Source organism: Streptomyces scabichelini (assembly GCF_011045015.1).
GTDB classification, from domain to species: Bacteria; Actinomycetota; Actinomycetes; order Streptomycetales; family Streptomycetaceae; genus Streptomyces; species Streptomyces scabichelini.
The window spans coordinates 67,976-91,636 of sequence record NZ_JAAKZY010000006.1 but is presented as its reverse complement, the minus strand read 5'-3'; the positions used below and the strand labels follow the sequence as shown (position 1 = coordinate 91,636).

Below are 23,661 nucleotides of genomic sequence, written 5' to 3'. Positions count from 1 at the left end.
CGCCAGGCTTGTTCCTGCCGCTCGTCCTTGGTCAAGCCGAATCCTCCTGCCCCCTCGTGTCCTGCGGGCCCAGGAGGCAGTCAGGGCAGTTGACTTTCCGACACCACTCGACTACCTCTCCGTGCTCCCCACACTTGGCCTCTCCGTCGCGCACCCTGTGCACGGTCAGCAGGTCGTCCCCGACCGTGCCGGGGGTCCAGGTCTGCGATTCCTTCGGGGCTGTCGTCGGCGTGCTCATGCGGACGCCTCAGAGGGGCTATCGCTGTCGCTGTCGTCCAGACGCATTCCGCGCGACTCAGCGACCCTCAGAGCGTCGCTCAGGCACTCAGCGAGCCGAATCGCCGCGTACCTCACCTCAGCGTTAGGCGAAGTGGGGTCGTCCAACAGCTTGCGGGCATGCGCGAGCACGTCATTACCCATGGCAAGCTGAACAGCTTCCAGGCCGTCAGCGAGCTGGGACAAATACCCGCCCCCGCCCTCGTCCGCGCTCAACAAGCACGGCTTGCCCTCGTGCGTCCACGGCAATAGCCGGGGTGGGTGCCCTGACGCTACGTCTGCAAGGTCCTGCCGTCGCCGCTGCTCGCTTTCCGTTCTCTGCATCGCTTCGGCCCCTCTGGCGGTTGTCGATAGAGGGAGACCGTATGAGCACACAGAGCATCAATCCACGTGCGTAGAGCGGTAGTTCAGCAGCTGAGCACGACGAACTACCACGCTCCGCAGTAGTTACCCAGCGATGCCAAGATGGACCGCCATGCTGCGCATTTCTTCCGTCAGCGTCCGCTTGCGAGTCTTGAGAATGTCGAACATCACGCGTCGGGCCATGGGCTGGTGAGTCATCCACTCGCCGGACGTATGGCGAATCTGAATCAGCTCGTCCATGGCGTCCTGGTGGGACCCGAGAACGACGTGAGCGCGGGCAACGTCCAGCCTGTGACGGCCCCAGTTGTTCGGGCTCAACTTGCCGTAGTTCTTCACGGCTTTGGAGCTGAGCGGCCCCTCATCAGAGTGACGGAGTACCCCCAGCGCATCCCCCACAAGCGACAGGTCCTCGACTGCCTTTGCCTCAGCGGTTACCGGCCCGAAGGCGCCCCAGTGTGACGGGAAGTCGATGTGTTCACCGACCATCGAGCCCCCGGCAGTACGTGCCATGCGGCGGGCTTCCTGTGCCACATCCGGCCGGTTGTTCCGCATCGAGGCAGCCGAGATCCTGAGCCACAGCTCACCCCAGACAGCGAGACGTGCGGGTGTCGCTTCGGACATGCGCGGTTCAATGTCCGCTGCCGTCAGCGTTGCAAGCTGTTCGCTCTCGTTGAATCGGTCCTGCCGCAGCAAGAGCCAGCACAGCCCCACAACCCCCGTTGTTGCCAACTGAGTTTGGCCAGTCTCGCGGGCAAGCCGGATCGCCTCAGCGAGCGCGTAATACGCCATGTCGTACTGCCGGACCTGAGTGAGGAACTTGCCCGTAAGCAGCAGCGCATGAGCACGCGCGATCATGGCGTGTTGCTGCTCTTCGCCTTCCAGGGTGGCCACAGCGGCTTCGGAGGAACGCAGCAAGCCGGGAAGCTTCCGAGCAACGGACGTGTACCGGTCCGCCTGGTAAAGCGCGTGGCCGTCCTGTACGCCCTGCCGGATTGCGGAGACTTCCCCGGCTTCACCAGGCTCCGACAGGGGCGCAGCGAGCCCGATAGGGGGCATGAGGGCACGTCGCAGCTCAGCCAGGTAGCGCCGGTTCGCCTCATCCTCCGTGCCAACAACGGACTTCGGTGTTTCGGTCGCGAACAGGTCAGAAGTTGAGACCCCCAGCCCGCGAGCTAGGGCGGCAAGGCTGTCCATGCTCACGTGCCCGCCCTGCTCTGCCTTACGAACCGTGCTCAGCGAGAGGTCAGCCGCTTCCGCCAACCCCTCTTGGCTCAGTCCGGCCGTGCGCCGGTACTTCTTGACGTTGTCTGCCAACCCTGTTGTGGACATCGGCAATCACCTCACGGACAAGGGTATGCCCGCGCGTTAGCTGCACAACGCGACTTCGTCAAGACGAATGCAAACCAAGATCGTCTGACATACCGTCAAGTACTGCTTACTGAATCGTCAGTCAGTAGGCTCCCCGGAAACGCAGACAACCCCCGACAGCCGGGCAGGCCATCGGGGGTCATGGTCACTCTCAGGGCGTAGGAAAGCCCCGGCCAGCGAGCGACCAGGGCTTCAAATAGGGGTGATTCTCTCCGCGCAAATTGCTTAACCTGCGGCACGAGAGAGTTGCCTCCCTGCCGGTCATTTCCAAGGGAGGGTGGAGGTCAACCCCCAGGGGGTAGGGCTCAGCGGAGATCAGAACGGCGGAACGTCATTGGGATTCCGCGGCTTTGGCTTCGCCTTCTCGGCTGCCCAACCACCAGGCTGGTTCTTCGCGGTCTCGCTGTCGTGGCAAGCCTTGCATAATGGCCGAAGGTGTTTAGGTGCATCAGGGTTCGGCTCATGCCTTGCCTTCAATTGCTTTCGGCTCAGTGGCCAATGGTCGGCGATAGTCGCATGCCGACCGCACAGCACACACCATGCATGGGCGTACAGATAAGCCTCGCGCTTGCGCTGCCAGCCAACGTCATAGCCACGCTCACTCGCACTGCCACGTTGTTCCTCGCGCTGCCTCTTATGCTCAGGGCATGGACCACCATTCGTCAGCTCGCTGCATCCCGGCTGACTGCATGGCGTTCTAGATTTCCTTGGCATATTCGTGCTCCCGGCAGGGTGGGCACCTACGGATTTTCGGAGGTGGGGGCTCAGTGATGGCGCTGAACAGCTGGGCATCTGTAAGCCCCCGCATTGCTTCGGCAGCGTCGATTACCTGTTGTGTGTCGTCCAGCGCATCAAGGTCATCAGCGGCAGAAAGCAACATGTTCCGAATCCCCTGCACCAGGTGCGCGGCTTTTCTGGGTCGGCAAGGGAATGCCGTAGAGACTCGGCATAATTGCGGGCGAAGTTCAGGGATTGGACCAGTGACTCAGCGTGCGAAGGTGCGCAGTCATCGGCGAGCACGGGCTTACTCCTTCACGCCAGCACACACGCCAGCGAAGTAGCTACGCAACAAAGGCGCAGGTCAGAAAATGTGTGGGTTTTGGCCGGCTCGGGGTGCCTGGTTGCGTCAGCACAGCCCGGGGCGGGGGCTCTTGACCACCAGCCAGGGAGGCCGGAAGGGTTGGCGCCATGGACGCAGGAACAGCCGCCGTACTAGGCGCACTTGCAGGTTCGGCAGCCACAATCGGGGCGGCACTGGCGACGGGTTGGGCGCAGCGGGAAGGCGCGCGAATCACTGCCCGTTCGGAACACAGAAGGCAGCGACTAGAACCAAGACACGATGTCTACAAGGAGTTCATTTCAAGGGCTTCACAGGTACGTGACCGAGTCACTCTGTATCCGAGGTTCGCGAGGTTCGACATGTTCCCGCCTCAAATGATCACTGACGAAAGCGTTCAAGAATTACTGGACGCCGCGAAGGCAGTACGGGAAGCTTGGGTTGAAGTGGCGCTTGCTGGCCCAAAGCAGGTCGCTGATCTCGCTGGCAAGATTGATCGGTTAAGCAATGGATTCCCTCTTTCGGCGAAGCTCTATCAGAGGCAAGCCAATGCATCATCGCCGGAGTTCACCATACAATTGCGAGAGCAACTACAGGGGGACTCGCTAAAACTCAGGGAATCCCTGGAAGAATTCGTCCTCATCGCACAGGCCGCGTTGGACGACGACGGCAGCCTGAGATAGGCGCCCTGTGCGGGTGGAGCACAGGGCGCTTGCCGCTACTGAGGCAGAATGACCGGAGGGGCAACAATGGCAACACCACGCTCAAGCGGGTAAGCCTTGTTTCCTTCGATCCGGAACAGCTCACCGGTAACGCCGTGGGCGTACTTTGCGGAAGGTGTCAGCGGCTCACCAGTCTCAGAGTCCCGGGGCCAGTTCGGATAGTCCCACCTCGGACCCGGCTGCAACAGAGTCTCGTCAATGGGGTGCGTACTGTCGAAGTTCATTCGGTGTGACCTTTCCATGCCCGGTAGCAAGCCAGACACATTGCCTTCCGATATCCAGGTGAATCCGGCCGGTGAACGCCCCGGGCAATGCGCTGAGCGCGTGTCAGCGGATAGAACGCCACCACATCAGCCGGGGTCTCTGGCCCATTAGCCGCCCGGGGCCACAACTCACAGAACGGGCTTTCACCTCTCACGGGCTAACCGGCGGATTGATCGGGTTGCCGTCAGCGTCGCGCGGAGTTTGATCGATGACATATCGCTGACCATTGCGCACGATGCTGGTCATTCCCCGTGGCATGCGCGCTCCCTGGTAATCCGCCGGGCAGAGATCTGACCAGGCAGGCGATCCATCCGGCAGCCGGGGAAACCAGGGATACGAACCATCGGGGCCGGGGTCTAGCGCGTCACTCGCCATTGATGTACGCCTCACGCTCAGCTTCAAGCGCGTCCATGTAGTCAGCGGCCATATTCTTAGCCAGCTGCTCACCTTCGCGCAGGATGACATCAAGGAACGGTGAATCGTGATAGCCGGGATGGATACCCGACCCTCCATCTGGCAGGCGCTCACCTGTGGCTCTGTAATGAGCGCCAGTTCCATAACTGGAGTAGTGAATGTGCTTCCAGCGTGCCGCACGGGCTTCGAGGAATGCGGCGAACCAGGGCTCTTCGGCAAGTAGCTCCGTGAAGCGTCGCATTGCGTGCCGGTGCTCAGTGTGAAGCCGCTGAGCCTCTGCCTGCCAGGTATTGGCAGTGCGCTGCTCGAATTCCTGTGCCCGCTCTTCTCGCTGCCGGGCTAGCTGCGTCTCAGCTTCGGCTAGGGCAGCCTCAGCCTGAGCAAGTGGGTTCGCCTTCTTCTCGGCCTCAGCGCGCAGCTTCTCAACCTTCGCGCGGAGCGCCTTTGCGTCAGTCATCAGAGGTAGTCCTTTCCGGAAACGTCACGGCCTAGTTCCTGAGCGGCGGCACGTGCAGCCTTGTAGTACCCAAGCTGAATCTTTTCGTCAGCGGGCATAGCGTCGAACTGGTCCGGCCGGTCCTGCTGTAGCCGCTCAACGGCTTCCATCTGCGGGTTGTACTGGAAGGTGTCGGCAATGCTGTGAGTGCGGGTATGCCGCTCTGAGGTCTCGTACATGGTTGGTTCCTTTCAGGATAGTGTGACCACTTCCGAAATTTCGGAGGTGGCTACCGGCGTAGCTGGATGTTTCGGAAATGGTGCTGATGTCGCGGGTAGCCAGCGCGCCGCATAATGCGATTAAGGGCACCCTTCGGCACAACTGGCCGGTTTCGCTGAATGAGCCAGCGGCAAACGGCTTCGCCTAGCTTGTCTCGGTGCAGGTGCGCACCCGGTTCGTCGACAGTCAGCGCGCGAATTGCGTCATAGACATGCGGGATGTACTGGCGCTCATGCTCGGGTATGCCGTCCATGTCAGCCAGATTCGGCATGGTCACCACCCAGCGCGAGGAGGCGAAGCATGGAAAGAGCGGCGAAAAGCGCGGTGCGCGTGCGTTCATCCTTCGGCACGATTGCGTGTTCTTCGAGAATTTCTATGGCATGTGATGCGCCGATAGCATCCATTGGAATTACTCCGAATTTCGTAGGTGAGGGGGTCATCAGCGGTCTCCTTCCGACCAGCGAACCCAAGAAGCCCTTATCTCCTCCGGTGAAATCCCAGAAGGTCCGTGGGCGTAGGCGCAGCTCATCAATTCCTGTGCGGCTTTCGCTGCGGCGACCTCAGCCGTGGAACGGCGCTCCTTGCGTCCAGCCAGCGTGCTTTCACGGGCACGCCAACTTGCCTCTGCCGCGGCCTCAACAATCTGCCGCCGCTCTTCGTAATGGTCCCGTGCGGTTTCACGTAGCGCCTCAGCGACAGCGGGAAGAGCAGATGCGCCATGCTTCCGGAACGCCCTGTCATAGGCCCGGTGGTCTCGTACGCAGAGCGGCATATAGTGCGCCGTGCTCTCCGACCATAGGTAGCCGTCGCGGAATATCTCTGCCGGGTCCTGGTGGTCGTAGGCGTAGTCAGTTGCGAAGTTGCCGCAGAATTCACAGGGCTTGTGGCTGGCCGGTCCCTTAGCGTCGACTACTCGCCTGTGCGCTGCTTTGTACCCAGATAGAGCGGAAGTCATGGTGTGATGCCTTTCGATGAAAAAAAACGGCCCTAGATCCGGGACTCTCCACAGCGGGGCATCACTACCACCGAGAGAATCAACCAGACCTAGGGCCGTTGGTATGAGCGCGCGTTAGCGCGGAGTGCGAACCAGTGTGATGCCGTTCGCGTAGGTGGCTTATCACCTTCCTAATATGTATCTAGTGAGTCGAATACCCCGACCGGCTTGTTTTCTTGCCATTTCAGGCTTGCGGACCAATGAATTTATGTGATGTGGATCACACGTGGAACCGTGCGGAATTCGCCAGCCCTGGCGTCTGAAAATCGCCGAAAATGCAGTTCGCCGGAGTGGTCGGCGTGGGGAGGCGTTCGGATACCCCGTCTGGCCTGCAAGAATGCAGAAGTGTAGGAACGGGGGCCGATCCCGGTATTGCTGCTATATATCGCGAGAAGTATTGGAAGTGGGGGTCATTTCTACACTTCTACATTTGTGCAGGTCAGGGGGATCGCCTGACGGTGTGTCAGAAACCTATCTACACTGAGGCTGGTTTTTTCGCCCATTCCGCGCTGACTCCTGCTGTGGGGCCAGGGAAGCCCTGAGCGCTTGCCTGAGCCGTTCCGGCGCTTGTCCTGCCCCCCAGAGTCAGCGGGTACGCCATAGGCGCTCACGGGAGCGCTGACGGCTTCTCAGGGCAACGCCGGTAGCTGGGCAGCCGGGACACCTGAAAGGGGCTCAGCGGGCAGGAGAAAGCCCCGCCGGGCAATTGCTGCCTGACGGGGCCTGGTGGTGCTACGCGCTCAGCGCTTCCGGGAAGCCCTGTAGCGCCGCCTGCAAGGCTTCCAGTCGCCGTATGCGCTGCCTGGTGTGCTCAGAGCCGTCCCCGGCCCTCATTGCGCCGTACAGGGCTTCCAGCTTCCGGCTAATCCGTCGCCACTCCAACTCGCGTTCCCACGCTGCCTCTTCGGCGTCCTGGTCCGCCTGCAACTGTGCGCGCTCTGCGCTTGTCATATCCTGGTGCCTTCCCTTGAGAGGGACACCAGTCCGGTCTATCCGCCAAGATCCGGCCGGGCTGGTGCCAATTCGTCTCGCTCAATCAGACTGCGGCTTGTGTGCGCCGCTCTTCCCACCTGTCCCATGCGGCCTCTGCCGTTGGGTTAACGCTGTCGTCACGCCAATCCGGCTCAAGCCGATCCATAATCGGCGTTCTGTCTCCCCTGAATTTCGAGGGCAGCAGAGTCACGCTCTTCAATGCGGCTTGCAGTAGCGCACGCTGTCCCTCAATTCCGGCCACCTGCCAGAGGTCAGCCAGCGCTTGAGGGTCCATCAACGGGGAGAGATCCGCCTCTTGCGAAAGCTCTGCCAATTCTGCTTTGAGTGCGGTGATCTGTGCCGTGAGTTCAGCGCGCAGAGTTTCGTATAGCGTTTCGTCCATGCCTCCGCCGATGAAGAACTCTTTCTGAAGCTTGAGTTCACGCCCTGCCGCGTTGTCCAGCGCTGCCGAGACTGCGCGCTTTCGGGTTTCCTTGGCAGGGTCCTGGTAGGTCAGCCAACGGCGAGCAATGGCCAGGATGGTTGGTGAATCCGGCGACAGGTACAGGATGTGATTGATCCACATCACTGCAATGGCTTCGTCAGCGCGTCCACGCATGGTGGCGATTCCTTCGCACACAGACGGACCCTGGTTGATCCGGGCGAGGCACCGGTAATTGCGTCCGCCGTTCCCCATGGGTCCTTTGCAGTGGGGGCAACGCAGAACACCCGTGAGAATGGTTGCCGCTTTGCGCTTCCCGCGTGTCCGGTCACCAATGGCAGTGCCAGGGCGGGAACGGGCGGCGAACTTCAAGAGAATCTGTTCCCGCTCAGAGAAGGTGATTACCCCCTGCCCGGCCTGAATCGGGTGACCGTCCGGCCCCATGAGCGGGTTGCCCCCACGGTGCCACTTGTCCAGCGGATTGCCGAACTCATCCTTAGCGCGTTCCCGGTGCGGGATGAGTCCGGCCCAACTTGGAGACTGCGCAAGGTTGATGATGGTCTGTGCCCGCCATTGCTTGCCCTTACGGGTCTTGATTCGCTCGCTGTTCAGCGTCTCGGCAATCTTCGCCGGGGTGTCACCATCTAGTAGTGCCTCAGCGATTCGACGCGCTGTCGGGTATTCCTCCGGGTCATGTTCCAGCTTTCCCGTTCCCTTTGGGCAGCGAAGGCCAAAAGGCACGACTCCCCCGGGCCAACGCCCCTCTGCCTTGTGCGCGTCACCACCTGCCTTTGTGCGAAGCGCGATATCTGCGGCTTCTTCCCGGGCGCGCTCACTCAGGAAGGCAATGACCATCCGCGCGCCACGCTGGGAGCTGTCCAGCCCCTCAGTCACGCTGACCAGTCGGGTACCGCGCTTCTCGAATTCGTCCAGCAACAGACCCACAGCGCCCATGCCCCGGCGGCTGAGTCGGTCCAGCTTCCACACGTAAAGCGTCTTGCTGAGACCTTCGACAATGGCAGCCGTCGCCTTCTCGAATTCCTCGCGCCGGACGTGCACCTTGCTCGCTGAGCGCTGTTCGAACCAGAGATGCCGGATCTTCTTGCCTTCGGTGGCAGCCGTACGGCAAACATCCCGGACATGTGCCCGGAGAGTGGCCAAGTCGTCGCGCTTCTTGCTGCGCCTGATGTACGCCTCTGCCAAGTCGGCAGGGTTACCCGTGGCTGGTTCCCAGATTCCAAGCGCCCGAAGCTCTTCGTCTTTGAAGCCCAGTGCCCGCAGGGTGGGAAGGTCATCCCGTTCCATCGCTCATCCGTCCGCCGTAGGTGGTCCGCCTCCGGACACGTGTGAGCGTGTGGAATGCCTAGATTCCACGTTTTCCCAGGTCAGAGGCGGTGATGCACCGTTGGTTCACGGGTGGGCCTGGATGGGCTTCACCTGGTTCGCGTCGGCGTACGACATCGATGACGTGCCGTACCGGCTGGCGACCTTCATCCAGATCGCCGGGGTTCTCGTCCTTGCTTCCGGCGTGCCGCGGGCCTTCACGGACCACGACTTCACGATGCCGGTCGTGGGATACAGCATCATGCGTCTGGGCCTGGTCTCGTTGTGGCTGCGGGCGGCCCGGGCCCACCCGGAAGGCCGGGCGACCGCCACGCGCTACGCCGCCGGTCTCGTCGTGATCCAGTGCGCCTGGATCGGCTGGCTCTTCCTGCCGGACGACTGGCACATGCCGCTCTTCGCCCTGCTCGCGGTGTTCGACGTCGCCGTCCCGGTCTGGGCCGAGAGGGCCGGGGCGACGGCTTGGCATCCGCATCACATCGCCGAGCGGTTCGGACTCTTCACGCTGATCGTCCTGGGCGAGTCGGTGCTTGCGGCGACCACGGCCGTGCAGGAGGCCCTGGACGCGCGGGAGGCGACCGGCGGCCTCTACGCCGTGGCGGCGGGCGGCCTGCTCATCGTCATGTCGATGTGGTGGCTGTACTTCGCCAAGCCCGCCGCCCAGTTCCTGACCTCCAACCGGGCCGCGTTTCCCTGGGGTTACGGCCACTACCTGGTCTTCGGCTCGGCGGCCGCGGTCGGAGCGGGCCTCGCAGTGAACGTCGACCATGTCACGCACCACACGGAGATCTCGGACGCCACCGCGGGCGCGGCGGTCACGGTGCCGGTGGCGGTCTTCCTCCTCGTCCTCTACCTGCTGCACATCCGCCCGCACCACGCTCTGGCCGCGCACGCGCTGTTGATCCCGGGCACCGCGGCAGTGGTCCTCGCCCTTACCTTCACCGATGTTCCGGTGCTCGGCACCGGCCTGGCGGTTGCCGCCCTGGCCGGAGTGTCCGTGACGGTCGTCCAGCGCCACGAACCCCACGACACGCCCAGCTCTCGGACAGGGCAGAACTGACAGGTCATCAGCGAGATCCTCCGCTTCTTCGAGGACAACGGTCTGAAGCTCATCGCTGCGCGGAGGTGGCCCGCAAGCCCTGATCGCGTACGCCGGGAGGTCCCGGCCGTGCTCGGTCGCCTGGCCTGGCGGTGTGGTGACCAGGGACAGGTCACCACCCAGCCGTCGCTGTCCCGCTTGGTGCAGCCGGTCGGGCCGGGCGGCAACGAGCAGGTGGTGTGCTTCCTGCGCACGGCATCGGGGCTGGAGCCGTGGCGGGTGCTGACCCCGGCGCGCTTCGTCCGGCTGCAGGGACAGTACGGCTATCCAGGACGATGCGGACCTTCCTTGAGGGACGACACGGCTTCCCCTCCCCCTGCTCTCCCCTACTCGTCGCTGACGCGTACGACCGCCAGCGTGATGTTGTCGGGCCCGCCCGCCTCGATGGCGGCCCTCCACAGCTCGAAGACCGCCCGGCCGTCGTCGTGCTCCCGCATCACGTCGTCGAGCACGTCCGTCGGCAGCGGATCGGTGACACCGTCGGTGCAGATGAGGTAGCGGTCGCCGGGCGAGAGGGACGCGGCCGTCACATGGGGCTGGATGGGACGGTAGCCGCGGCTGCCGCCCAGGCACTGGGTGACGAGAGACGTGGTGCGCTGCCCGGGTTCGAGCGGAGGGCTGTCGTCGACGCTCACCTGGCGCAGTCCCTCGCGGGAGGCCGCGAAGACCCGGCTGTCGCCCACGTTGAACACGAGCAACGAGTCGGGCTGTACGACGACGCCGGCGACCGTCGTCCCCATCGCGGCGAAGTCCCCCTCGTCGTCGCCACCGGCCGCCTCGTAGACGGCGCGGTTGCAGGCGTTCAGGGCGGCGCGGACGGTGTCCTCGCTGCTCAGCGCGGGACCGATCGACGCGATCCGACGGACGGCCAGGGCGCTGGCCACATCGCCGCCGGGATGCCCGCCGAGCCCGTCGGCGACGGCGACGACGAGGGGCGTCCCGAGCGGGAAGACCAGGGTCTGCGGATTCTCGGTCACAGTGGCGCACAAGGTCCACGGTCCGATGACGAGGCTGTCCTCGTTCCGTTCGCGCAGCAGCCCTGGATGACTCAGCGCACTCACAGCGACGTACGGCATGGAGCGCCACCGCCTTCCCGCACCGGGCACACCGCCGGGACCGGGCTTCCGCTGCCAGTCTAGGAACGGCGGCGCCTCTCCGCCTGTCCACGCAGACGAGCCAGGACGCCTCTTCAGTCGCGGCCGCTCCGGCGAGGAAGAAATCGAGCTGCCGACTGGAACCGCGGTGATCGTGCCGCGCGGGCGATGGCACCGCATCGACTCCAGGACGCGGTGATCGCCAGTGGTGGCTGTGGCGGCAGAATGGCGCCGACCGGCAGGCCGTACCGCGGCCGTGGCCCCAAGTGCCCGGCACCGTCCGGTTCTTGGGCGTACGAGAAGAGGACTACGTGAGCGAGAACCAGGCCGCCGACGAGGTCACGCGCATCGATATCGATACGGACACGGCGCACAACGCCCGCGTCTGGAACTACTGGCAGGGCGGCACGGACAACTACCCCGTCGACCAGCAGGTGGGTGATCACGTCGCCGGAATGATCCCCGTCATCCGCGACATCGCCCGCGCCGACCGGGCATTCTTGAGCCGTGCGGTGCGCTTCCTGGCCCAGGAGCACGGCGTCCGCCAGTTCCTCGACATCGGCACCGGCCTCCCGGCCCTGGAGAACACCCATGAGATCGCCCAGCGGATCGCGCCCGAGTCACGGATCGTGTACGTCGACAACGACCCCCTGGTGCTCACGCACGCCCGCGCCCGGCTGACCAGCACCCCGGAGGGCGCCACCACCTACCTGGACGCCGATGTGCACGACCCGGACGCCATCCTGCGCATCGCCGGCAGCACCCTCGACCTCACCCGGCCCGTCGCACTGCTGCTGCTCGGCATCCTCAACTTCGTCCAGGACGGTGCCGAGGCCCAGGCCATCGCGCGCCGTCTGGTGGAGCCGCTCGCCCCCGGCAGCTTCCTCGTCCTGACCCACCCCACCACGGAGCCCGCGCTCGGCGGTGAGCTCCAGCTGGAGGCGATGGAATTCTGGAACGCCAACGCCAGACCGCCGGTCACCGCGCGCAGCAGCGAGGAGATCGCCACGTACTTCGACGGACTCACGCTCGTGCAGCCGGGCCTCGTGTCCTGCTCGCTGTGGCGGCCGGAGCCCGGAACAGAGCCCCAGGCCGTCCCCCAGCTGGGAGCCGTGGCGGAAAAGGCCTGACGTCGGAGGGATTTCGCTGACGCTGACGTTGCCGTGAGACCTTCGGTCAGGGCTGCCGGAGCACGGCGATGTCGAAGTCCAGCGTCACCTTCTCGCTGACCAGGGCCCCGCCCCAACTGACGCCCCAGTCCTTGCGGTTGAGGGTCCCCTTGCCCTTGAATCCGAGCCGGAGGCCGCCCCGCGGGTCGTTCTCGGCGCCGGTCAGTCGGAAGTCCACGGTGACCGGCTTGGTCATGCCGCGGACGGTCAGGTCGCCGGTGACCTTGAAGTTGGTCCCGTCGACCTGCTCCACCCGGGTCGAGGTGAAACTGATGACCGGGTGGTTGTCCATGTCCAGGAAGTCGCCGCCGCACAGGTGGTCGTCGCGCTTCTGGTTGCGGGTCTGGATGCTCCTCACCCGGATCATGAGCCGGGCTACGGACTTCGACGGGTCGTCGCCGTCCAGGCGCGCGCTGCCCTCGAAGTCGTCGAACTGCCCGCGCACCTTGGTGACCATCGCGGCCCGGCTGACGAAACCGATCCGCGTGCGGGCGCTGTCGAGGGTGTAGTCGCCGGTCAGCTCACCGAGGTCGGTCGTGGTGGTCATGCGTGGTCGCTCCCAGCGGGGACAGTGGTGGTCAGATCCGTGTGGGTCGCCGAACCCGTCAGCGGTGTGGTGTCGTGGTATCGGACCTCGTAGACGCGCTCGGTGAACTTCCAGCCGTCGGCGGCGCGTTGGTAGCGGTCGTGGTAGATCGCGTAGTTCAGCTCCGAACGGCCGTCGCGGGCGCGCCCGAGCTCGGACATGTACGCACGGCCGGACGCGGTGTCGCCGTCGAGCCGGATCACGCCCGGGTGCGTGTTCTGTATGAGGTAGTCCACGAGATCCGGTACCCGATCGCCCCAGGCGCGGATCTCCTCCTGACCGGTCAGCTCGACCGGGATGTTGGGCATCCGCAGCGCGCCGTCCGATGTGAACAGCGACGCGAGACGGTCGTAGTCGCGCATCATGACCGCGTCGGTGAACTCACCGCGCAGCGCCTCGATCTCGACCCGGTCGGCGATGGCCTGGATGTCGTTCATCGGCTTCCTCCCTCATGCGGGATGGTGGTGGTCTCAGCTGTACGACGACACAGCCCCTCGGAATGTGAGGCGACCCCATGGGATGTGAGGCGACCCCATGGGATGTGAGGTGCCGCGCCGACCTCACATTTCGGTGCGATGTTTCGTCGGACTGGTGAAGGCAGATGTGACCAAGGGAGTCGTCGACACCATGACCACCCATTCCGAGCCGTCCCGGCCATCCGGGCCATCCGAATCAGGAGACGGCCGGCCCGATCCGAGCCTGAGCGCGATCATGAGCGAGCGGCGTCAGCTGATCAATCTGGCGTACCGGCTCCTCGGTTCCCTGGCCGACGCTGAGGATGTCGTACAAGAGACGTACGCCCGCTGGTACGCCATGTCCCCACAGCAACGGGAGGCCATCCAGTCCCCCGGCGGCTGGCTGACGAAGGTCGCCGGCCGCATCTGCCTCGACCTGCTCCGTTCGGCACGGGCGCGGCGGGAGAGCTACGTGGGCGAATGGATCCCGGAACCAGTGCCCGACAGCACGGAGTGGATCAACGGGTGGTCGGGCGGAACCACAGCGGACCCGGCCGACCGGGTCACCCTCGACGAGTCGATCAACATGGCCTTCCTCGTCGTACTCGAATCGATGACCCCGGCCGAACGCGTCGCGTTCATCCTTCACGACGTCTTCCGCTACTCCTTCGCCGAGGTGGCCGAGGTCGTCGGCCGTACGCCGGCGGCATGTCGCCAGCTGGCCTCGTCGGCCCGCCGTCGCATTCGCGCGTCGCAGGGTCCGGCGACTCCGACAGGCAGGCGCGCCGACATCGTCAGGGACTTCAAGGAGGCATGGGAGGCCAAGGACCTCGACGCCCTCATCGGCCTCCTCGACCCCGACGCCACGGCGATCGGCGACGGCGGCGGCCTCGTCAGCGCCGCGCTCCACCCGATCGAAGGCGGCGCGCAGATCGGACGCTACTTCGCCGACCTCGCCGACAGGGCACCCGACCTGACGATCCTGGAGCGTACGGTGAACGGTCAGCCCGGCCTGGTGCTTCAGCACGACGGCGTCACCGCAGCGGTGCTGGCGTTCGATGTCGCAGGCGAGCGGATCAAGACCATCTGGGCCGTACGGAACCCCGAAAAGCTCCGGCCTTGGACGACGGGCTGACGCACGTCTCCGTACCGAGGATGGCGGTTCAGCCGCTCAGCCCCTCAGCCGCTCAGCCGGTCCTGCGGGCCACGCCCCCATAGAAGCCGATCTCGTCCGACCGTGCCGGCGGCGGCGTGTCCGGGCGCCAGAACGGGACCTGGGCCAGGCCGGGCTTGACCAGTTCGAAGCCGTCGAAGAACCGCTCGACTTCGGCGCGGGACCGCAGATTCATGGTGGCGGTCGCGTTGTTGTAGACGGCCTGGGCCTCGCTGCGGTCGAAGAAGTCACCCGTGGCGTGCGAGAGCACCAGGAAGCTGCCGGCCGGCAGCGCGTCGCGCAGGGTGGCGACGACCTCCTCGGGCTTCTCCGCGTCGGTGAGGAAGTGGAGGATGGCGACAAGGAGCAGGGCGACCGGCTCGTCGAAGTCGATGACCTGGCGGACGTCGGGGTGGTCCACGATGGCCCGCGGGTCGCGCAGGTCGCCGAGCACGATACTGGTCGCGCCGGAGCGGCTGAGCAGTGCGTCGGCGTGCGCCTTCACGATCGGATCGTTGTCGATGTACGCGACGCGTACGTCCGGCGCCGCCTCGTGCGCGATCTCGTGCACGTTCGGCGAGGTGGGCAGCCCGGTGCCGACGTCGAGGATCTGGCGGACGCCGCTGCCGACGACGTACTGGACGGCGCGCCGCATGAAGGCGCGGTTGGCCTGCACGGAGATCCACACCTCGGGCGCCTTGGCGGCCAGTTCGTCGCCGGCCTGTTGGTCCACCTCGTAGTTGTCCTTGCCGCCCAGGAGGTAGTCGTAGATCCGCGCAGGGTGCGGCCTGCTGGTGTCGATCCCCTCGGCACGAAAGCCGTCCTGTGTCACACTGCGCTCCTCTCGACCACCGCCGCGGCCCCTTGCCCGCGAACGGCTGACGACAGCTTCCCACACCAACTCCTGTACGCACGGCCGCAGTTGCATCGGCAGGGCGGGCACCCGGCGCGCTCGTCACGTCGGCGGGCGCGCTCCCGGAGCCGCCGAAAGGCCCGTCAGGAAAGCGCACCACGCAGGCGTACCTGCAGAGAATCTGCGCCGGAGTGTCACACAGGCTGCACACGCCCTCTCGAATGCCCCGTTAGCGTTGCTGGCCGCGCGATCCCACGTGCGACCGTACCCAGGCCGCAGCCCGCGGGTCGACGGCACGTCAACTCAGGAAGACCGCAGATGGACTACTGCTCCTCGTGTCACCGGCATCTCAACGGCGCCCTCGTGTGTCCCGGCTGCGGCGCCTACGCCCCGGACATCGCTCCCCCCGCCGCCGAAGGGCGCACCGTGCCGACCACGACCGACACGGCGGTGACCGGAACAACCGGAACAGCGGAGTGGGAGTTCACGGCCTCCGGCACATGGCACGGCGGCGATCTCCGTGACGAGGCAGCGGTCGGAGCCGGCACGGACGAGGTTCCGCACCCCGGCCCGTCCGGCATACCGGAGGGCTCGCTGTCCGCGCCGCAAGGGCGGGCGGCGCGGCGTCGCCAGCTGGCCCGTTGGAAGAAGAACAAGCGCCGGGCCGTGGTCGCGACCGCCGTCGCCATCGTCGGCGGCGGCCTGACCGTCGCTTCGCTGGACCGGCACTCCGCCGACGGAACCCAGGCCCAGGCAACCAGGGTGCCCGACAACCCGAACAGGGACGCCGCGGAAGTACCGGAGGCGCAGCACACACGTCCGGCGTCGACACAGCCCGATACCCACCGGTCCTCACCCACCACTCCTCCCGCCCAGTCGCCCGCGACCAACCTCCCCCGTCAGCAGTCCGCCACCCCCGCGCACCGCGCAACGCCGCCCGTCGCCCGGCCGGACGCCGCGGCCGCTGCCCGTCCGACGGCGACATCGGCCCCACAGCCGCGGACCTCCTCCCCCACCTCCTCCGGAGCGAACCCCGACGGCACCGGTAGGACGGCGGAGCAGCCGTCCTCGCCTTCGCCCACGCCCACGGCGGCCGACAGCACGGACCCGGGGAGGTCCCAGGCCGGCCCCTCACCGGCCGCGACCTCCCCGTCGGAGATCTGCCTGCTCGTGGTGTGCCTGGGCTGAGCCTGCCGACCCGCGCCTCCTCTCCGTCCGGTGCCGTGGCTACCGGGCGGATTCGGCGTCGTAGTCGTGCCGGGCCCTCTCGACTTTGCCGAGGTTGGTCGGCCCATTCCGCGAGATGGGCGAACAGCGGGGCAAGACTGCGACCGAGCTCGCTGATCTCGTACTCGGCCCGAGGGGGAACCTCCGGGTGGTACGTGCGCACGATCAGGCCGTCGCTCTCAAGTTGCCGCAGCCGCTGGGTCAGCACCTTCGGCGTGATCGTGACGATCCGTCGTTGCAGCTCGACGAACCGTTGCCGGCCGAGCGCGTTGAGGGTCCGCAGGATCGGCCAACGCGCCGAGGGGATCGGCGACGCCCTCGGCGAGCCGGTCCGGTTCATCGAACAGACCCGCGCCGAAGCCCGCGCGCAGATGCTCCAGTTCATGCCCGAGCCGGTGGTCGACACCACGCTCGCGATCCTCGGCGAGCCCACCGCCGCCGAACAACGCATCAGCCCCGACGGCGAGCAGACCCTCGGCCGCCCGCCCCGTACGTTCGCCGACTGGGCCCAGCGCCACATCGCCGCTTTTCGCCGAGACGGTCACTTCACTGAGGACCGTCACTCGATCGGCACTGCGACCCATCGGGTGTGAGTCCCGCCCTCGAACGGTGGCCTGACTCGACGACGGGCCCGCGTGGGCTGGGGTCACCGGCCAACCCGCGTACCGGTCGCGCCGACAATCGAATCGATCCCCTTCCCCCGGACACCGGTCCTCCGGTGGCGGCTGCGCCGACAACCACTTAGCTTCGGGACGTCGGAAAATCCGATAAACCCGGCATAACAGTCAATGTCGGGCTCCCTCTTGTGGCATCGAATGGAGCATTCATGTCGGTGATGACCGGTACGCAACCCCAACAGCAGTTCGGCCAGCAGTACGGCCAGCAGCAGGGCGGACAGCAGCAGATCGCCCAGGTGGTCCAGCAGGCGATCCAGCAGGCCTGTCAGCAGACGGCCCACCAGGCCGCGCAGCAGGTGCAGCAGACGGTCCAGCAGATCCAGCAGGTCCAGCAGCAGCTTCAGCAGCAGGGCATGGGCCAGCAGGCGCACCCGTACCTCGCGCTCGCGCTCCACCGCTCGCTGCACGCCGGGATCCGGCATGCTGTCGAACAGTCTGTGCAGCAGGCGCTGCCCACCGCGATCGTGGCGCTGCTCCAGCAGAGCCAGCAGGGCCAGCAGGGCCAGCAGTGGGGTGGCGGGTTCGGCCAGCAGTCGTTCGGCCAGCAGCAGCCGTTCGGCCAGCAGTACCAGCAGCCTGGCTTCGGCTTCGGCCAGATGAGTCAGCCGTTCGGTATCGGCTGACCTCTGGGCGGCGCGATGCGGTGTGCCCGGGGTTCCCGGGCACACCGCATCACCTTGGCGGAGCGCGCCGCCCCGTCACCGCATCAGGAGACCAAGGGACGACTTACGACGTAGGCATGGTGAAGGTGGACGTGATGGTCAAGGAAAGGCCCGGAAACAGCCTCGAGGGCGGGGCCGAGGGTGCGGATGCGGAGGTCGCTGGGCCCGGACCCGAGGGCAGGGAAGCGGGGCCACGCAAGAAAGGCGCGCAGTCGCCGCTGCCCGTGCAGCCGCGCCGGGAGCGGTACATGGTGACACCGCTGCCGCAGCATCTGCTCCCACCAGGAGTGCCCGAACTCAGCATGGACGCGGTGTGTGACCGGCTGGACCGGATGCCCGAGGTCAAAGTGACCCGCCGAATCCGGCCGTCGGACAAGCTTCAGTCGGCCGGAGTGACCCCCTCCTGCCCGGAGATCGCGGTCGTCGAGGCAGCCGAGGCACAAGTACCGGCGATGAGGTCGCTGCACGTACACATCGAGCCGGATCTGCCGCTGTCCTGGACCGGACCCGCTGCCGGACCCTTGGCCGGGCCGATGGCCGGGGTCCTGCCGCTCCGCGATCCGGGGCTGGTCGCGCCGCTGGACGAACCCGTGGAGATCTCGCTGCGCGTCTGCGGCCCGGACAGCGAACCGCTGGCCGGCGCGGGGGTGTTCGTGATCGGGGCGTGCTGGCCGGGCCAGGCCGTCACCGGAGCCGACGGCACGTGCAGGGTCACGCTGACCACGGAGACCGTGGACTCCGTGCAGTCCCTGTACGTCCGGCCCACGAACGGCTACGCGGATCGCTGGATCAATCGCCCGGACCTCTCGGTGACCCGGGAGAACCTGGTCACCCTCACACCGCTGGCCAAGGTGTACCCGGGGCTGGAGGACAGGCAGCAGTACAGCTGGGGCCAGCAGGCCATGCGCCTTGACCGGCTGCCTCCGACGTTCCGCGCCTTCGGGGTCAAGATCGCGGTCATCGGTTCGGGTGTCGCCGCCGAGCACCCCGATCTGAAGCAGCGGGTACGCTCCGGAGCCGATCTCGTCCGTGGTACGGAAGAGGGCTGGGCCCAGGACACAGTGGGCACCGGTACCCATGCGGCGGGCGTCATCGCCGGGGCGGACACCGGCAAGGGCGTCATCGGCATCGCGGTGGACGCCGACATCGAGGTCTGTCAGGTGCTGCCGGGCGGCTGTTTCAGCGACCTGATCGCCGCTCTGGACCACTGCGTGGAACGCGAGATGGACATCGCCCACATCGCGGTGGCCACCCCGTATGCCTCGGCACTGGTGTCACGCAAACTGGCTGATGCCAGCGCGGCGGGCATCGCCTGCGTCGCCCCGGCGGGCGACACGGCCGGACCGGTCGCCTTCCCGGGCACGCTGCCGACCGTGTTCACCGTCGGTGCGCTGGGAGTCTTCGGTTCCTACCCGCCGGACACCTCCCAGGCCACCCATTCGGGTCCGCAGCTGACGCCGGAAGGACTCTTCGCCGCGCCGTTCAGCTGCTACGGCTCCGGCATCGACGCGGCCGCCCCCGGCGTGGCCGTCCTGTCGTGTTCGCCACAAGGTGGCTACACCGCCCTCGACGGCACCGGCACGGCCTCGGCCCACATCGTCGGTCTCGCCGCGCTCGTCCTCGCCCACCACGAGGACTTCCACGGTCAGTTGCTGCCTCGCGGACCCGGCCGGGTTCAGCACCTCTTCGAACTCATCGCCGCCAGCTGCCGACAACTGGCCGCCCCCGGCTCCGTGGAGGCGGCCCGCGTCGGCCGCGGCCTGCCCGACGCACTCGTCGCCCTCGGCCTGGCCCCCGGGGTACAACTCGGACCGGCCCTGTCTCCCTACGCCCCGTCCCTGGCCGGTTAGCCCCGCGCCCCTCAACAGCCCCACCGAACGGCACCCGCCTCGAGAGGAACGGGTGCCGTTCACCTTGTAAGAGATCCCGTCCCGCTCGCACCTCGCACGCGATCAGTCGGAGGTCACCTCGTCGCGCGGTCAGTCGCAGGTCACCTCGTCGCGCGGGGTGTAATGCGTGCGGAACGGCTCCCGCTTCACTTCCCGCCCGTCTTGGTAGAAGACCCGCTGCACGCTGACGTCGAAGCCTTCGAGCGGGGTCTGCGGCTCGCAGTCCTCCTTGGCCCCCGCCCTCTTCGCCGGCGGCTTCACATTGGTACGCGGCCCCTTGATCGCCCTCACCTCGTCGTACTTCTTGGTGCCGAGGAAGGAGACGGTCACCGAGGTGCCGGTGGACCGGGCCTGGATGTAGATGGCGTTGCCGGAGTCGTTGTTGAACCTGAGGTCGAGGCTTCCCCAGGCGACCGTCGCCTCACGGCCCTCCGGGTAACGCTCGATGTAGAAGGAGTGGGCGCCGTACTCCACGGGCTTCACGCCGGCGAAGAACATCGCGTTGAAGACGGTGGTCGCCACGGTGGAGACGCCGCCTCCGGCCGCCTTGGTGAACTGGTTGTCGAGAATGATGACGCCCTCGACGAAGCCGTTGGCCTCGGTGCGCTCGCCGACGGTCTCGTTCAGACTCCACGTCTCGTTCGGCTGGACGACGGAGCCGTTGATGAGTTCCACGGCCCGGCCGATGTTCTTTCTGCGGTACTCGGCCGCCGGGAAGTCGACGGTGAAGGAGGACATCTCCTCCTTCAGGCCCAGCTGCGCGACGTTCTCGCGGGTCAGCTCGGGCTGGATCTGCTCCGTGGCCAGCTCACCGGTGCGGGCGGCCGCGCCCGACTTGGTGAGCAGCGGCAGTACGGCCTTGCTCAGCGCCTTGTCCGTGACCTCCCGGCCGGGCCTGGCGTCAGAGGCCACCACGGCCCGCTCGCCTTCGAGCCGCAGCCTGGCGTTCACGGCCTTCTCGGTCACTTCGGCCAGTGGGCGGGCCACCTCGGAGTCGGCGTACAGGCCCTTGCCGTCCAACGTCGGTGTCAGTTTGCCCGCGTCGTCCGGCCGCATCTTCAGGTGCTCACCCAGGACCACCTGGCTGATCGTGAAACGCTTGCCGCCGGCGGTGAGTGTGACCGGCGCCGACATGGCGGGGGTCGCGAACTCGCGCATCGCCCTCCGCGTCTCCTCGGCGGTGACCTTCGGTCTGGTCTCACGCGTGGGCAGGACCGTGGCCGTGTCGGACTTGCCGCTGAGGAAGGAGGTACGCAAAGTGCCGACTGCCGCGTCCACGTTCAGGGCGTACCCGGTGCGCGGTGTGACTTCCTCGGGCCGCCCCTGCTGGAAGGAGACAGCGCCGTCGCGCACCTTCTGGTCATGCGTCTTCGCCAGCTTCTCGAGGACGGTCCGGGTCCTGCCCTCGTCGACCCGGACCACCGGCTCGACGTCACCGCCCGAACCGAAGAGCCCGCCGATCACGGCAAAGGGATCCGCGCCGGTACGCGCCGCCCGGTCGACGGTCCGCTGAGTATCGAAGGTGAGCCCGGCCTGCCGCGGATCGACCGTGCCATCGCGGTCGCCGATCTTCACGCTCAGCTCCTGTGAGCCGAGCGCCGACAGGTGCTTCTCCAGCTTCTGTACGGCCTCCGCACGGCTCAGACCGCCGATGTCCAGCCCCCGGACCGTCGTACCCGCCTCGATCTCGTTGCCCACGAGCAGCAGCGCCGCGAGATAGAAGCCGCCGAGGCCGACAGCCAACGCACCACCTGCCAGGGCAACGGGCGGAACGGAGGCTATTCGTATTCGGTGGCGCATGAATCATCCTGAAACGACGCGGTGGCGGCGCACCCGATGACACATCGGGCACAGGGGAAGCAATCAAGCTACCCGCAACCGGGCCGCACTCGGGCAATCAATACATATGTCCCGGCTCACACGGCCGCGCGCCCGCCCTCCGCGAGAGACCGCTGGTCACCGACTAGGACTGGTACGGCTGCTGCTGCGGTTGCCCGTACGTCTGACCGCCGTGGCCGCTCGCGCCCTGCGCCTGGAGCTGCTCCGCCTGCTCCTTGGTCACTTTCTGCTCCGCGCCGCAGAAGGTGCACTGCGTCATGTACTTCGTCGAGAACGGGAACAGTGGCACGAAGAACAGCGTGAACTTCGTGACACGCTTCTTGAGCGTGTGCGCGGAGGGATTGCCGCAGTGGCCGCACATCAGCGTCAGTATCGCGAGCTGGTACAGGTACCCCTTGGTGCCAAAGATGATCATGCTGTGGATCCTTCCCGGGTCAGTGCTTCCCGACACAGTGCCAGTGAGCGGCAAGGCGCGGTCACGGAGCACAGTCTCGTACACGTAGATGTGCTCGACGGAAGTACGGACCGAACCGGGGCAGCCGGGGCTCAGCTCTGGGCCGGGGTGAGCACCACGAAGTCCGCGTTCGACGGGTCGAGGCACACCGCCAGCCGGCCGACACCCTCCGCGTCCTCGGGTCCCATCTGCACCGTGCCGCCGTTCTCGGTGACCTTTGCGACAGCGGCGTCGCAGTCGGTGACGGCGAAGACCGGATGCCAGTACGGCCGCCCGTTCGCCAGGGCGAGGTCCTCCTTGCGGAGCTCCATGAGGCCGCCCTGCATGCGCTCTTCGGGAAGCCCGGCCGGGGTGATGAGGGTGTACGCGCCCCCGCCGCCCGGCAGCGCCATGTCACTGAACTGCCAGCCGAAGACACTGCCGTAGAACTCCCTCGCCTGTGCGGCGTCGCTCGTGTAGAGCTCGGTCCAGGACAGCGAGCCCGGCTCGTCCGCCAGCTCGAAGCCCTCGTTCTTCCCCGGCTGCCAGACGGCGAACTGGCCGCCGAGCGGATCGCTGTACTGCGCCATCCGGCCCCAGTCGCCGAGGTCCCTCGGCGCCACTCTCACCGTGCCGCCCAAGCGCTCCACGGCCTGGGTCGTGGAGTCCGCGTCGGTGACGCTGAAATAGATCATCCAGGCCGAACGCGCACCCTCCTCCGTGAGCTTGCCGAGCCCGGCGACGGTCTTGCCGTCCTTCTGGAACATCCCGCCTTCCATGTCCTCCCCTTCCACCTCCCCCATGGACTCGTAGTCCCAGCCGAGCACTGCGCCATAGAAGGCCGCGGCGGCCTGGACGTCGTGGGCACCCAGGTCGAGCCAACAGGGGGAGCCGGGGGTGACGTCGGTGGTGATCATGGTGATTCCCTTTCTCGGACTCCTTTGTGATCTCAGCGTGACACCGGGCACTGACACTCGCCCGTCGGCGGCCGGGACGCGACGATGCAGTCGCTCGGCTGCCGCGGGACTCACCCCGCGGTCCGAGTGCGGTTCACCGCGTGGCCTGCGCGCGGTGTCGGCGGACCGCGTCGCGATTGGCGCACCGCTGGGAGCAGTACCGCTGCCGCCCGGTGCGGGAGGTGTCGGCGAAGATCATGGTGCACTCGGTCACGGCGCACCTCCGCAGCCGGTGCATGCCCCGCCCCGCCAGGTGCAGTGCCGTACCCACGGCGATCAGCGTGAACAACAGGGAGCCGAGCGGCTGCCGGTCGTCGCGGTAATGCAGGTGCCAGTCGGTACCGGTGTGCTTGGTCAGCCGCGGGTAGGCGGCGGCCGCCGCCAGCATCCGGTTGAGCAGCTCGGCGCGCTCGTCCTCGTCGGCGGCGTCGACGACTTTCTCCCAGGCGTCCAGTGCGGCCCGGGTGCGATCCAGGTCCTTTGGCGTGACCGGGAGCTCCAGCACCAGACCTGCGGCGCGGCAACGGTCCGCGAGTTCCCCGGCGTCGGCCGGGCGCCGGTTGGCGAGGTCCGCGGCCAGGTTCACGACATCTTCGCCGTAAGGGTTGAGGTGCATAAGACCATTACACCAGTCTGCTCGA

The 23,661-nt window shown here is 66.5% G+C and carries 20 protein-coding genes and 2 pseudogenes; 8 read left to right on the top strand and 14 right to left on the bottom strand.

Annotated features, from left to right (window positions below):
- Positions 1–723: 723 nt before the first annotated feature.
- Complete coding sequence (locus G5C60_RS03460; protein ID WP_165254662.1) at positions 724–1,968, bottom strand: helix-turn-helix domain-containing protein; 1,245 nt, start codon at positions 1,966–1,968, stop codon at positions 724–726.
- A gap of 1,473 nt (positions 1,969–3,441) precedes the next feature.
- Between G5C60_RS03460 and G5C60_RS03455 the strand changes: the two genes are divergently transcribed.
- The gene (locus G5C60_RS03455; protein WP_165254661.1) at positions 3,442–3,747 is read left to right on the top strand and encodes a hypothetical protein; all 306 of its coding nucleotides are present in this window, start codon (positions 3,442–3,444) and stop codon (positions 3,745–3,747) included.
- Positions 3,748–4,414: 667 nt separating this feature from the next.
- On the opposite strand, the gene G5C60_RS03450 is transcribed toward G5C60_RS03455, so the two are convergent.
- The 4 genes from G5C60_RS03450 to G5C60_RS03435 all read right to left on the bottom strand — a co-directional run bounded on the left by G5C60_RS03450 (position 4,415) and on the right by G5C60_RS03435 (position 8,892).
- Entirely contained in the window at positions 4,415–4,921 is a 507-nt protein-coding gene (locus tag G5C60_RS03450; RefSeq protein ID WP_165254660.1) for a hypothetical protein, read from the bottom strand.
- On the bottom strand, positions 4,921–5,139 hold the full coding sequence (locus G5C60_RS03445; protein WP_165254659.1) for a hypothetical protein: 219 nt from the start codon (positions 5,137–5,139) through the stop codon (positions 4,921–4,923). The genes G5C60_RS03450 and G5C60_RS03445 overlap by 1 nt, the downstream gene beginning before the upstream one ends.
- A gap of 294 nt (positions 5,140–5,433) precedes the next feature.
- Positions 5,434–5,619, bottom strand: coding sequence for a hypothetical protein (locus tag G5C60_RS03440; protein WP_165254658.1), 186 nt, complete (start codon positions 5,617–5,619; stop codon positions 5,434–5,436).
- Between the two features lie 1,590 nt (positions 5,620–7,209).
- Entirely contained in the window at positions 7,210–8,892 is a 1,683-nt protein-coding gene (locus G5C60_RS03435) for a recombinase family protein (RefSeq protein ID WP_241266467.1), read from the bottom strand.
- A gap of 121 nt (positions 8,893–9,013) precedes the next feature.
- Between G5C60_RS03435 and G5C60_RS03430 the strand changes: the two genes are divergently transcribed.
- Positions 9,014–9,988 carry a low temperature requirement protein A gene (locus tag G5C60_RS03430; RefSeq protein WP_241266466.1) on the top strand — a complete coding sequence of 325 codons (975 nt, stop codon included), beginning with the start codon at positions 9,014–9,016 and terminating at the stop codon, positions 9,986–9,988.
- A gap of 365 nt (positions 9,989–10,353) precedes the next feature.
- Here G5C60_RS03430 and G5C60_RS03420 read toward each other — a convergent pair whose 3' ends face one another.
- Complete coding sequence (locus G5C60_RS03420; protein WP_165254655.1) at positions 10,354–11,103, bottom strand: PP2C family protein-serine/threonine phosphatase; 750 nt, start codon at positions 11,101–11,103, stop codon at positions 10,354–10,356.
- A gap of 365 nt (positions 11,104–11,468) precedes the next feature.
- On the opposite strand from G5C60_RS03420, the gene G5C60_RS03415 reads away from it, so the two are divergent.
- Positions 11,469–12,251, top strand: coding sequence for an SAM-dependent methyltransferase (locus G5C60_RS03415; RefSeq protein WP_420907337.1), 783 nt, complete (start codon positions 11,469–11,471; stop codon positions 12,249–12,251).
- 46 nt (positions 12,252–12,297) lie between these two features.
- Here G5C60_RS03415 and G5C60_RS03410 read toward each other — a convergent pair whose 3' ends face one another.
- Together G5C60_RS03410 and G5C60_RS03405 are read right to left on the bottom strand one after the other, a co-directional pair.
- Positions 12,298–12,837: a YceI family protein gene (locus G5C60_RS03410; protein ID WP_165254654.1), complete on the bottom strand. Its 540-nt coding sequence runs from the start codon at positions 12,835–12,837 to the stop codon at positions 12,298–12,300.
- Positions 12,834–13,313, bottom strand: a complete 480-nt coding sequence (locus G5C60_RS03405; protein WP_165254653.1) for a nuclear transport factor 2 family protein — start codon at positions 13,311–13,313, stop codon at positions 12,834–12,836. The genes G5C60_RS03410 and G5C60_RS03405 overlap by 4 nt, the downstream gene beginning before the upstream one ends.
- 190 nt (positions 13,314–13,503) lie before the next feature.
- On the opposite strand from G5C60_RS03405, the gene sigJ reads away from it, so the two are divergent.
- Positions 13,504–14,466, top strand: a complete 963-nt coding sequence (gene sigJ, locus G5C60_RS03400) for an RNA polymerase sigma factor SigJ (protein WP_165254652.1) — start codon at positions 13,504–13,506, stop codon at positions 14,464–14,466.
- 52 nt (positions 14,467–14,518) lie between these two features.
- Here the strand turns inward: sigJ and G5C60_RS03395 are convergent, their stop codons facing one another.
- Positions 14,519–15,316 carry an SAM-dependent methyltransferase gene (locus G5C60_RS03395; RefSeq protein ID WP_165254651.1) on the bottom strand — a complete coding sequence of 266 codons (798 nt, stop codon included), beginning with the start codon at positions 15,314–15,316 and terminating at the stop codon, positions 14,519–14,521.
- Between the two features lie 339 nt (positions 15,317–15,655).
- Here G5C60_RS03395 and G5C60_RS03390 point away from each other — a divergent pair, with 339 nt between their 5' ends.
- Positions 15,656–16,525 (top strand): SCO2400 family protein, encoded by an 870-nt coding sequence (locus G5C60_RS03390; protein WP_165254650.1) that lies wholly within the window; start codon positions 15,656–15,658, stop codon positions 16,523–16,525.
- A 39-nt stretch (positions 16,526–16,564) separates the two neighbouring features.
- On the opposite strand, the pseudogene G5C60_RS03385 reads toward G5C60_RS03390, so the two are convergent.
- Positions 16,565–16,904, bottom strand: a pseudogene (locus G5C60_RS03385) (winged helix-turn-helix transcriptional regulator).
- Here G5C60_RS03385 and G5C60_RS03380 point away from each other — a divergent pair.
- From G5C60_RS03380 to G5C60_RS03370, 3 genes and pseudogenes are all read left to right on the top strand, one after another.
- Positions 16,855–17,097, top strand: a pseudogene (locus G5C60_RS03380) (NmrA family transcriptional regulator); the annotation flags it as partial. The pseudogenes G5C60_RS03385 and G5C60_RS03380 sit on opposite strands and share 50 nt — an antisense overlap.
- A gap of 293 nt (positions 17,098–17,390) precedes the next feature.
- Positions 17,391–17,864, top strand: a complete 474-nt coding sequence (locus tag G5C60_RS03375; protein WP_165254649.1) for a hypothetical protein — start codon at positions 17,391–17,393, stop codon at positions 17,862–17,864.
- 116 nt (positions 17,865–17,980) lie between these two features.
- Positions 17,981–19,753: a S8 family serine peptidase gene (locus G5C60_RS03370; RefSeq protein ID WP_165254648.1), complete on the top strand. Its 1,773-nt coding sequence runs from the start codon at positions 17,981–17,983 to the stop codon at positions 19,751–19,753.
- Between the two features lie 129 nt (positions 19,754–19,882).
- Here the strand turns inward: G5C60_RS03370 and G5C60_RS03365 are convergent, their stop codons facing one another.
- The 4 genes from G5C60_RS03365 to G5C60_RS03350 all read right to left on the bottom strand — a co-directional run bounded on the left by G5C60_RS03365 (position 19,883) and on the right by G5C60_RS03350 (position 23,636).
- A complete protein-coding gene (locus G5C60_RS03365; protein WP_165254647.1) occupies positions 19,883–21,592 on the bottom strand; it encodes a VanW family protein in 1,710 nt (569 codons plus the stop codon).
- A 163-nt stretch (positions 21,593–21,755) separates the two neighbouring features.
- The gene (locus tag G5C60_RS03360) at positions 21,756–22,046 is read right to left on the bottom strand and encodes a zinc-ribbon domain-containing protein (protein ID WP_165254646.1); all 291 of its coding nucleotides are present in this window, start codon (positions 22,044–22,046) and stop codon (positions 21,756–21,758) included.
- Between the two features lie 131 nt (positions 22,047–22,177).
- Complete coding sequence (locus G5C60_RS03355; protein WP_165254645.1) at positions 22,178–22,981, bottom strand: VOC family protein; 804 nt, start codon at positions 22,979–22,981, stop codon at positions 22,178–22,180.
- A gap of 133 nt (positions 22,982–23,114) precedes the next feature.
- Complete coding sequence (locus G5C60_RS03350; protein WP_165254644.1) at positions 23,115–23,636, bottom strand: CGNR zinc finger domain-containing protein; 522 nt, start codon at positions 23,634–23,636, stop codon at positions 23,115–23,117.
- Between the last annotated feature and the right edge of the window lie 25 nt (positions 23,637–23,661).

What these genes read in the sequence shown, in the direction of transcription:
- G5C60_RS03360 (WP_165254646.1), bottom strand. Translation starts at nt 22,046, where the DNA reads ATGATCATCTTTGGCACCAAGGGGTACCTGTACCAGCTCGCGATACTG.
- G5C60_RS03375 (WP_165254649.1), top strand. Translation starts at nt 17,391, where the DNA reads ATGTCGGTGATGACCGGTACGCAACCCCAACAGCAGTTCGGCCAGCAG.
- G5C60_RS03460 (WP_165254662.1), bottom strand. Translation starts at nt 1,968, where the DNA reads ATGTCCACAACAGGGTTGGCAGACAACGTCAAGAAGTACCGGCGCACG.
- sigJ (WP_165254652.1), top strand. Translation starts at nt 13,504, where the DNA reads ATGACCACCCATTCCGAGCCGTCCCGGCCATCCGGGCCATCCGAATCA.
- G5C60_RS03420 (WP_165254655.1), bottom strand. Translation starts at nt 11,103, where the DNA reads ATGCCGTACGTCGCTGTGAGTGCGCTGAGTCATCCAGGGCTGCTGCGC.
- G5C60_RS03405 (WP_165254653.1), bottom strand. Translation starts at nt 13,313, where the DNA reads ATGAACGACATCCAGGCCATCGCCGACCGGGTCGAGATCGAGGCGCTG.
- G5C60_RS03390 (WP_165254650.1), top strand. Translation starts at nt 15,656, where the DNA reads ATGGACTACTGCTCCTCGTGTCACCGGCATCTCAACGGCGCCCTCGTG.
- G5C60_RS03440 (WP_165254658.1), bottom strand. Translation starts at nt 5,619, where the DNA reads ATGACCCCCTCACCTACGAAATTCGGAGTAATTCCAATGGATGCTATC.
- G5C60_RS03445 (WP_165254659.1), bottom strand. Translation starts at nt 5,139, where the DNA reads ATGTACGAGACCTCAGAGCGGCATACCCGCACTCACAGCATTGCCGAC.
- G5C60_RS03350 (WP_165254644.1), bottom strand. Translation starts at nt 23,636, where the DNA reads ATGCACCTCAACCCTTACGGCGAAGATGTCGTGAACCTGGCCGCGGAC.
- G5C60_RS03435 (WP_241266467.1), bottom strand. Translation starts at nt 8,892, where the DNA reads ATGGAACGGGATGACCTTCCCACCCTGCGGGCACTGGGCTTCAAAGAC.
- G5C60_RS03365 (WP_165254647.1), bottom strand. Translation starts at nt 21,592, where the DNA reads ATGCGCCACCGAATACGAATAGCCTCCGTTCCGCCCGTTGCCCTGGCA.
- G5C60_RS03455 (WP_165254661.1), top strand. Translation starts at nt 3,442, where the DNA reads ATGATCACTGACGAAAGCGTTCAAGAATTACTGGACGCCGCGAAGGCA.
- G5C60_RS03430 (WP_241266466.1), top strand. Translation starts at nt 9,014, where the DNA reads ATGGGCTTCACCTGGTTCGCGTCGGCGTACGACATCGATGACGTGCCG.
- G5C60_RS03450 (WP_165254660.1), bottom strand. Translation starts at nt 4,921, where the DNA reads ATGACTGACGCAAAGGCGCTCCGCGCGAAGGTTGAGAAGCTGCGCGCT.
- G5C60_RS03355 (WP_165254645.1), bottom strand. Translation starts at nt 22,981, where the DNA reads ATGATCACCACCGACGTCACCCCCGGCTCCCCCTGTTGGCTCGACCTG.
- G5C60_RS03410 (WP_165254654.1), bottom strand. Translation starts at nt 12,837, where the DNA reads ATGACCACCACGACCGACCTCGGTGAGCTGACCGGCGACTACACCCTC.
- G5C60_RS03370 (WP_165254648.1), top strand. Translation starts at nt 17,981, where the DNA reads ATGGTGAAGGTGGACGTGATGGTCAAGGAAAGGCCCGGAAACAGCCTC.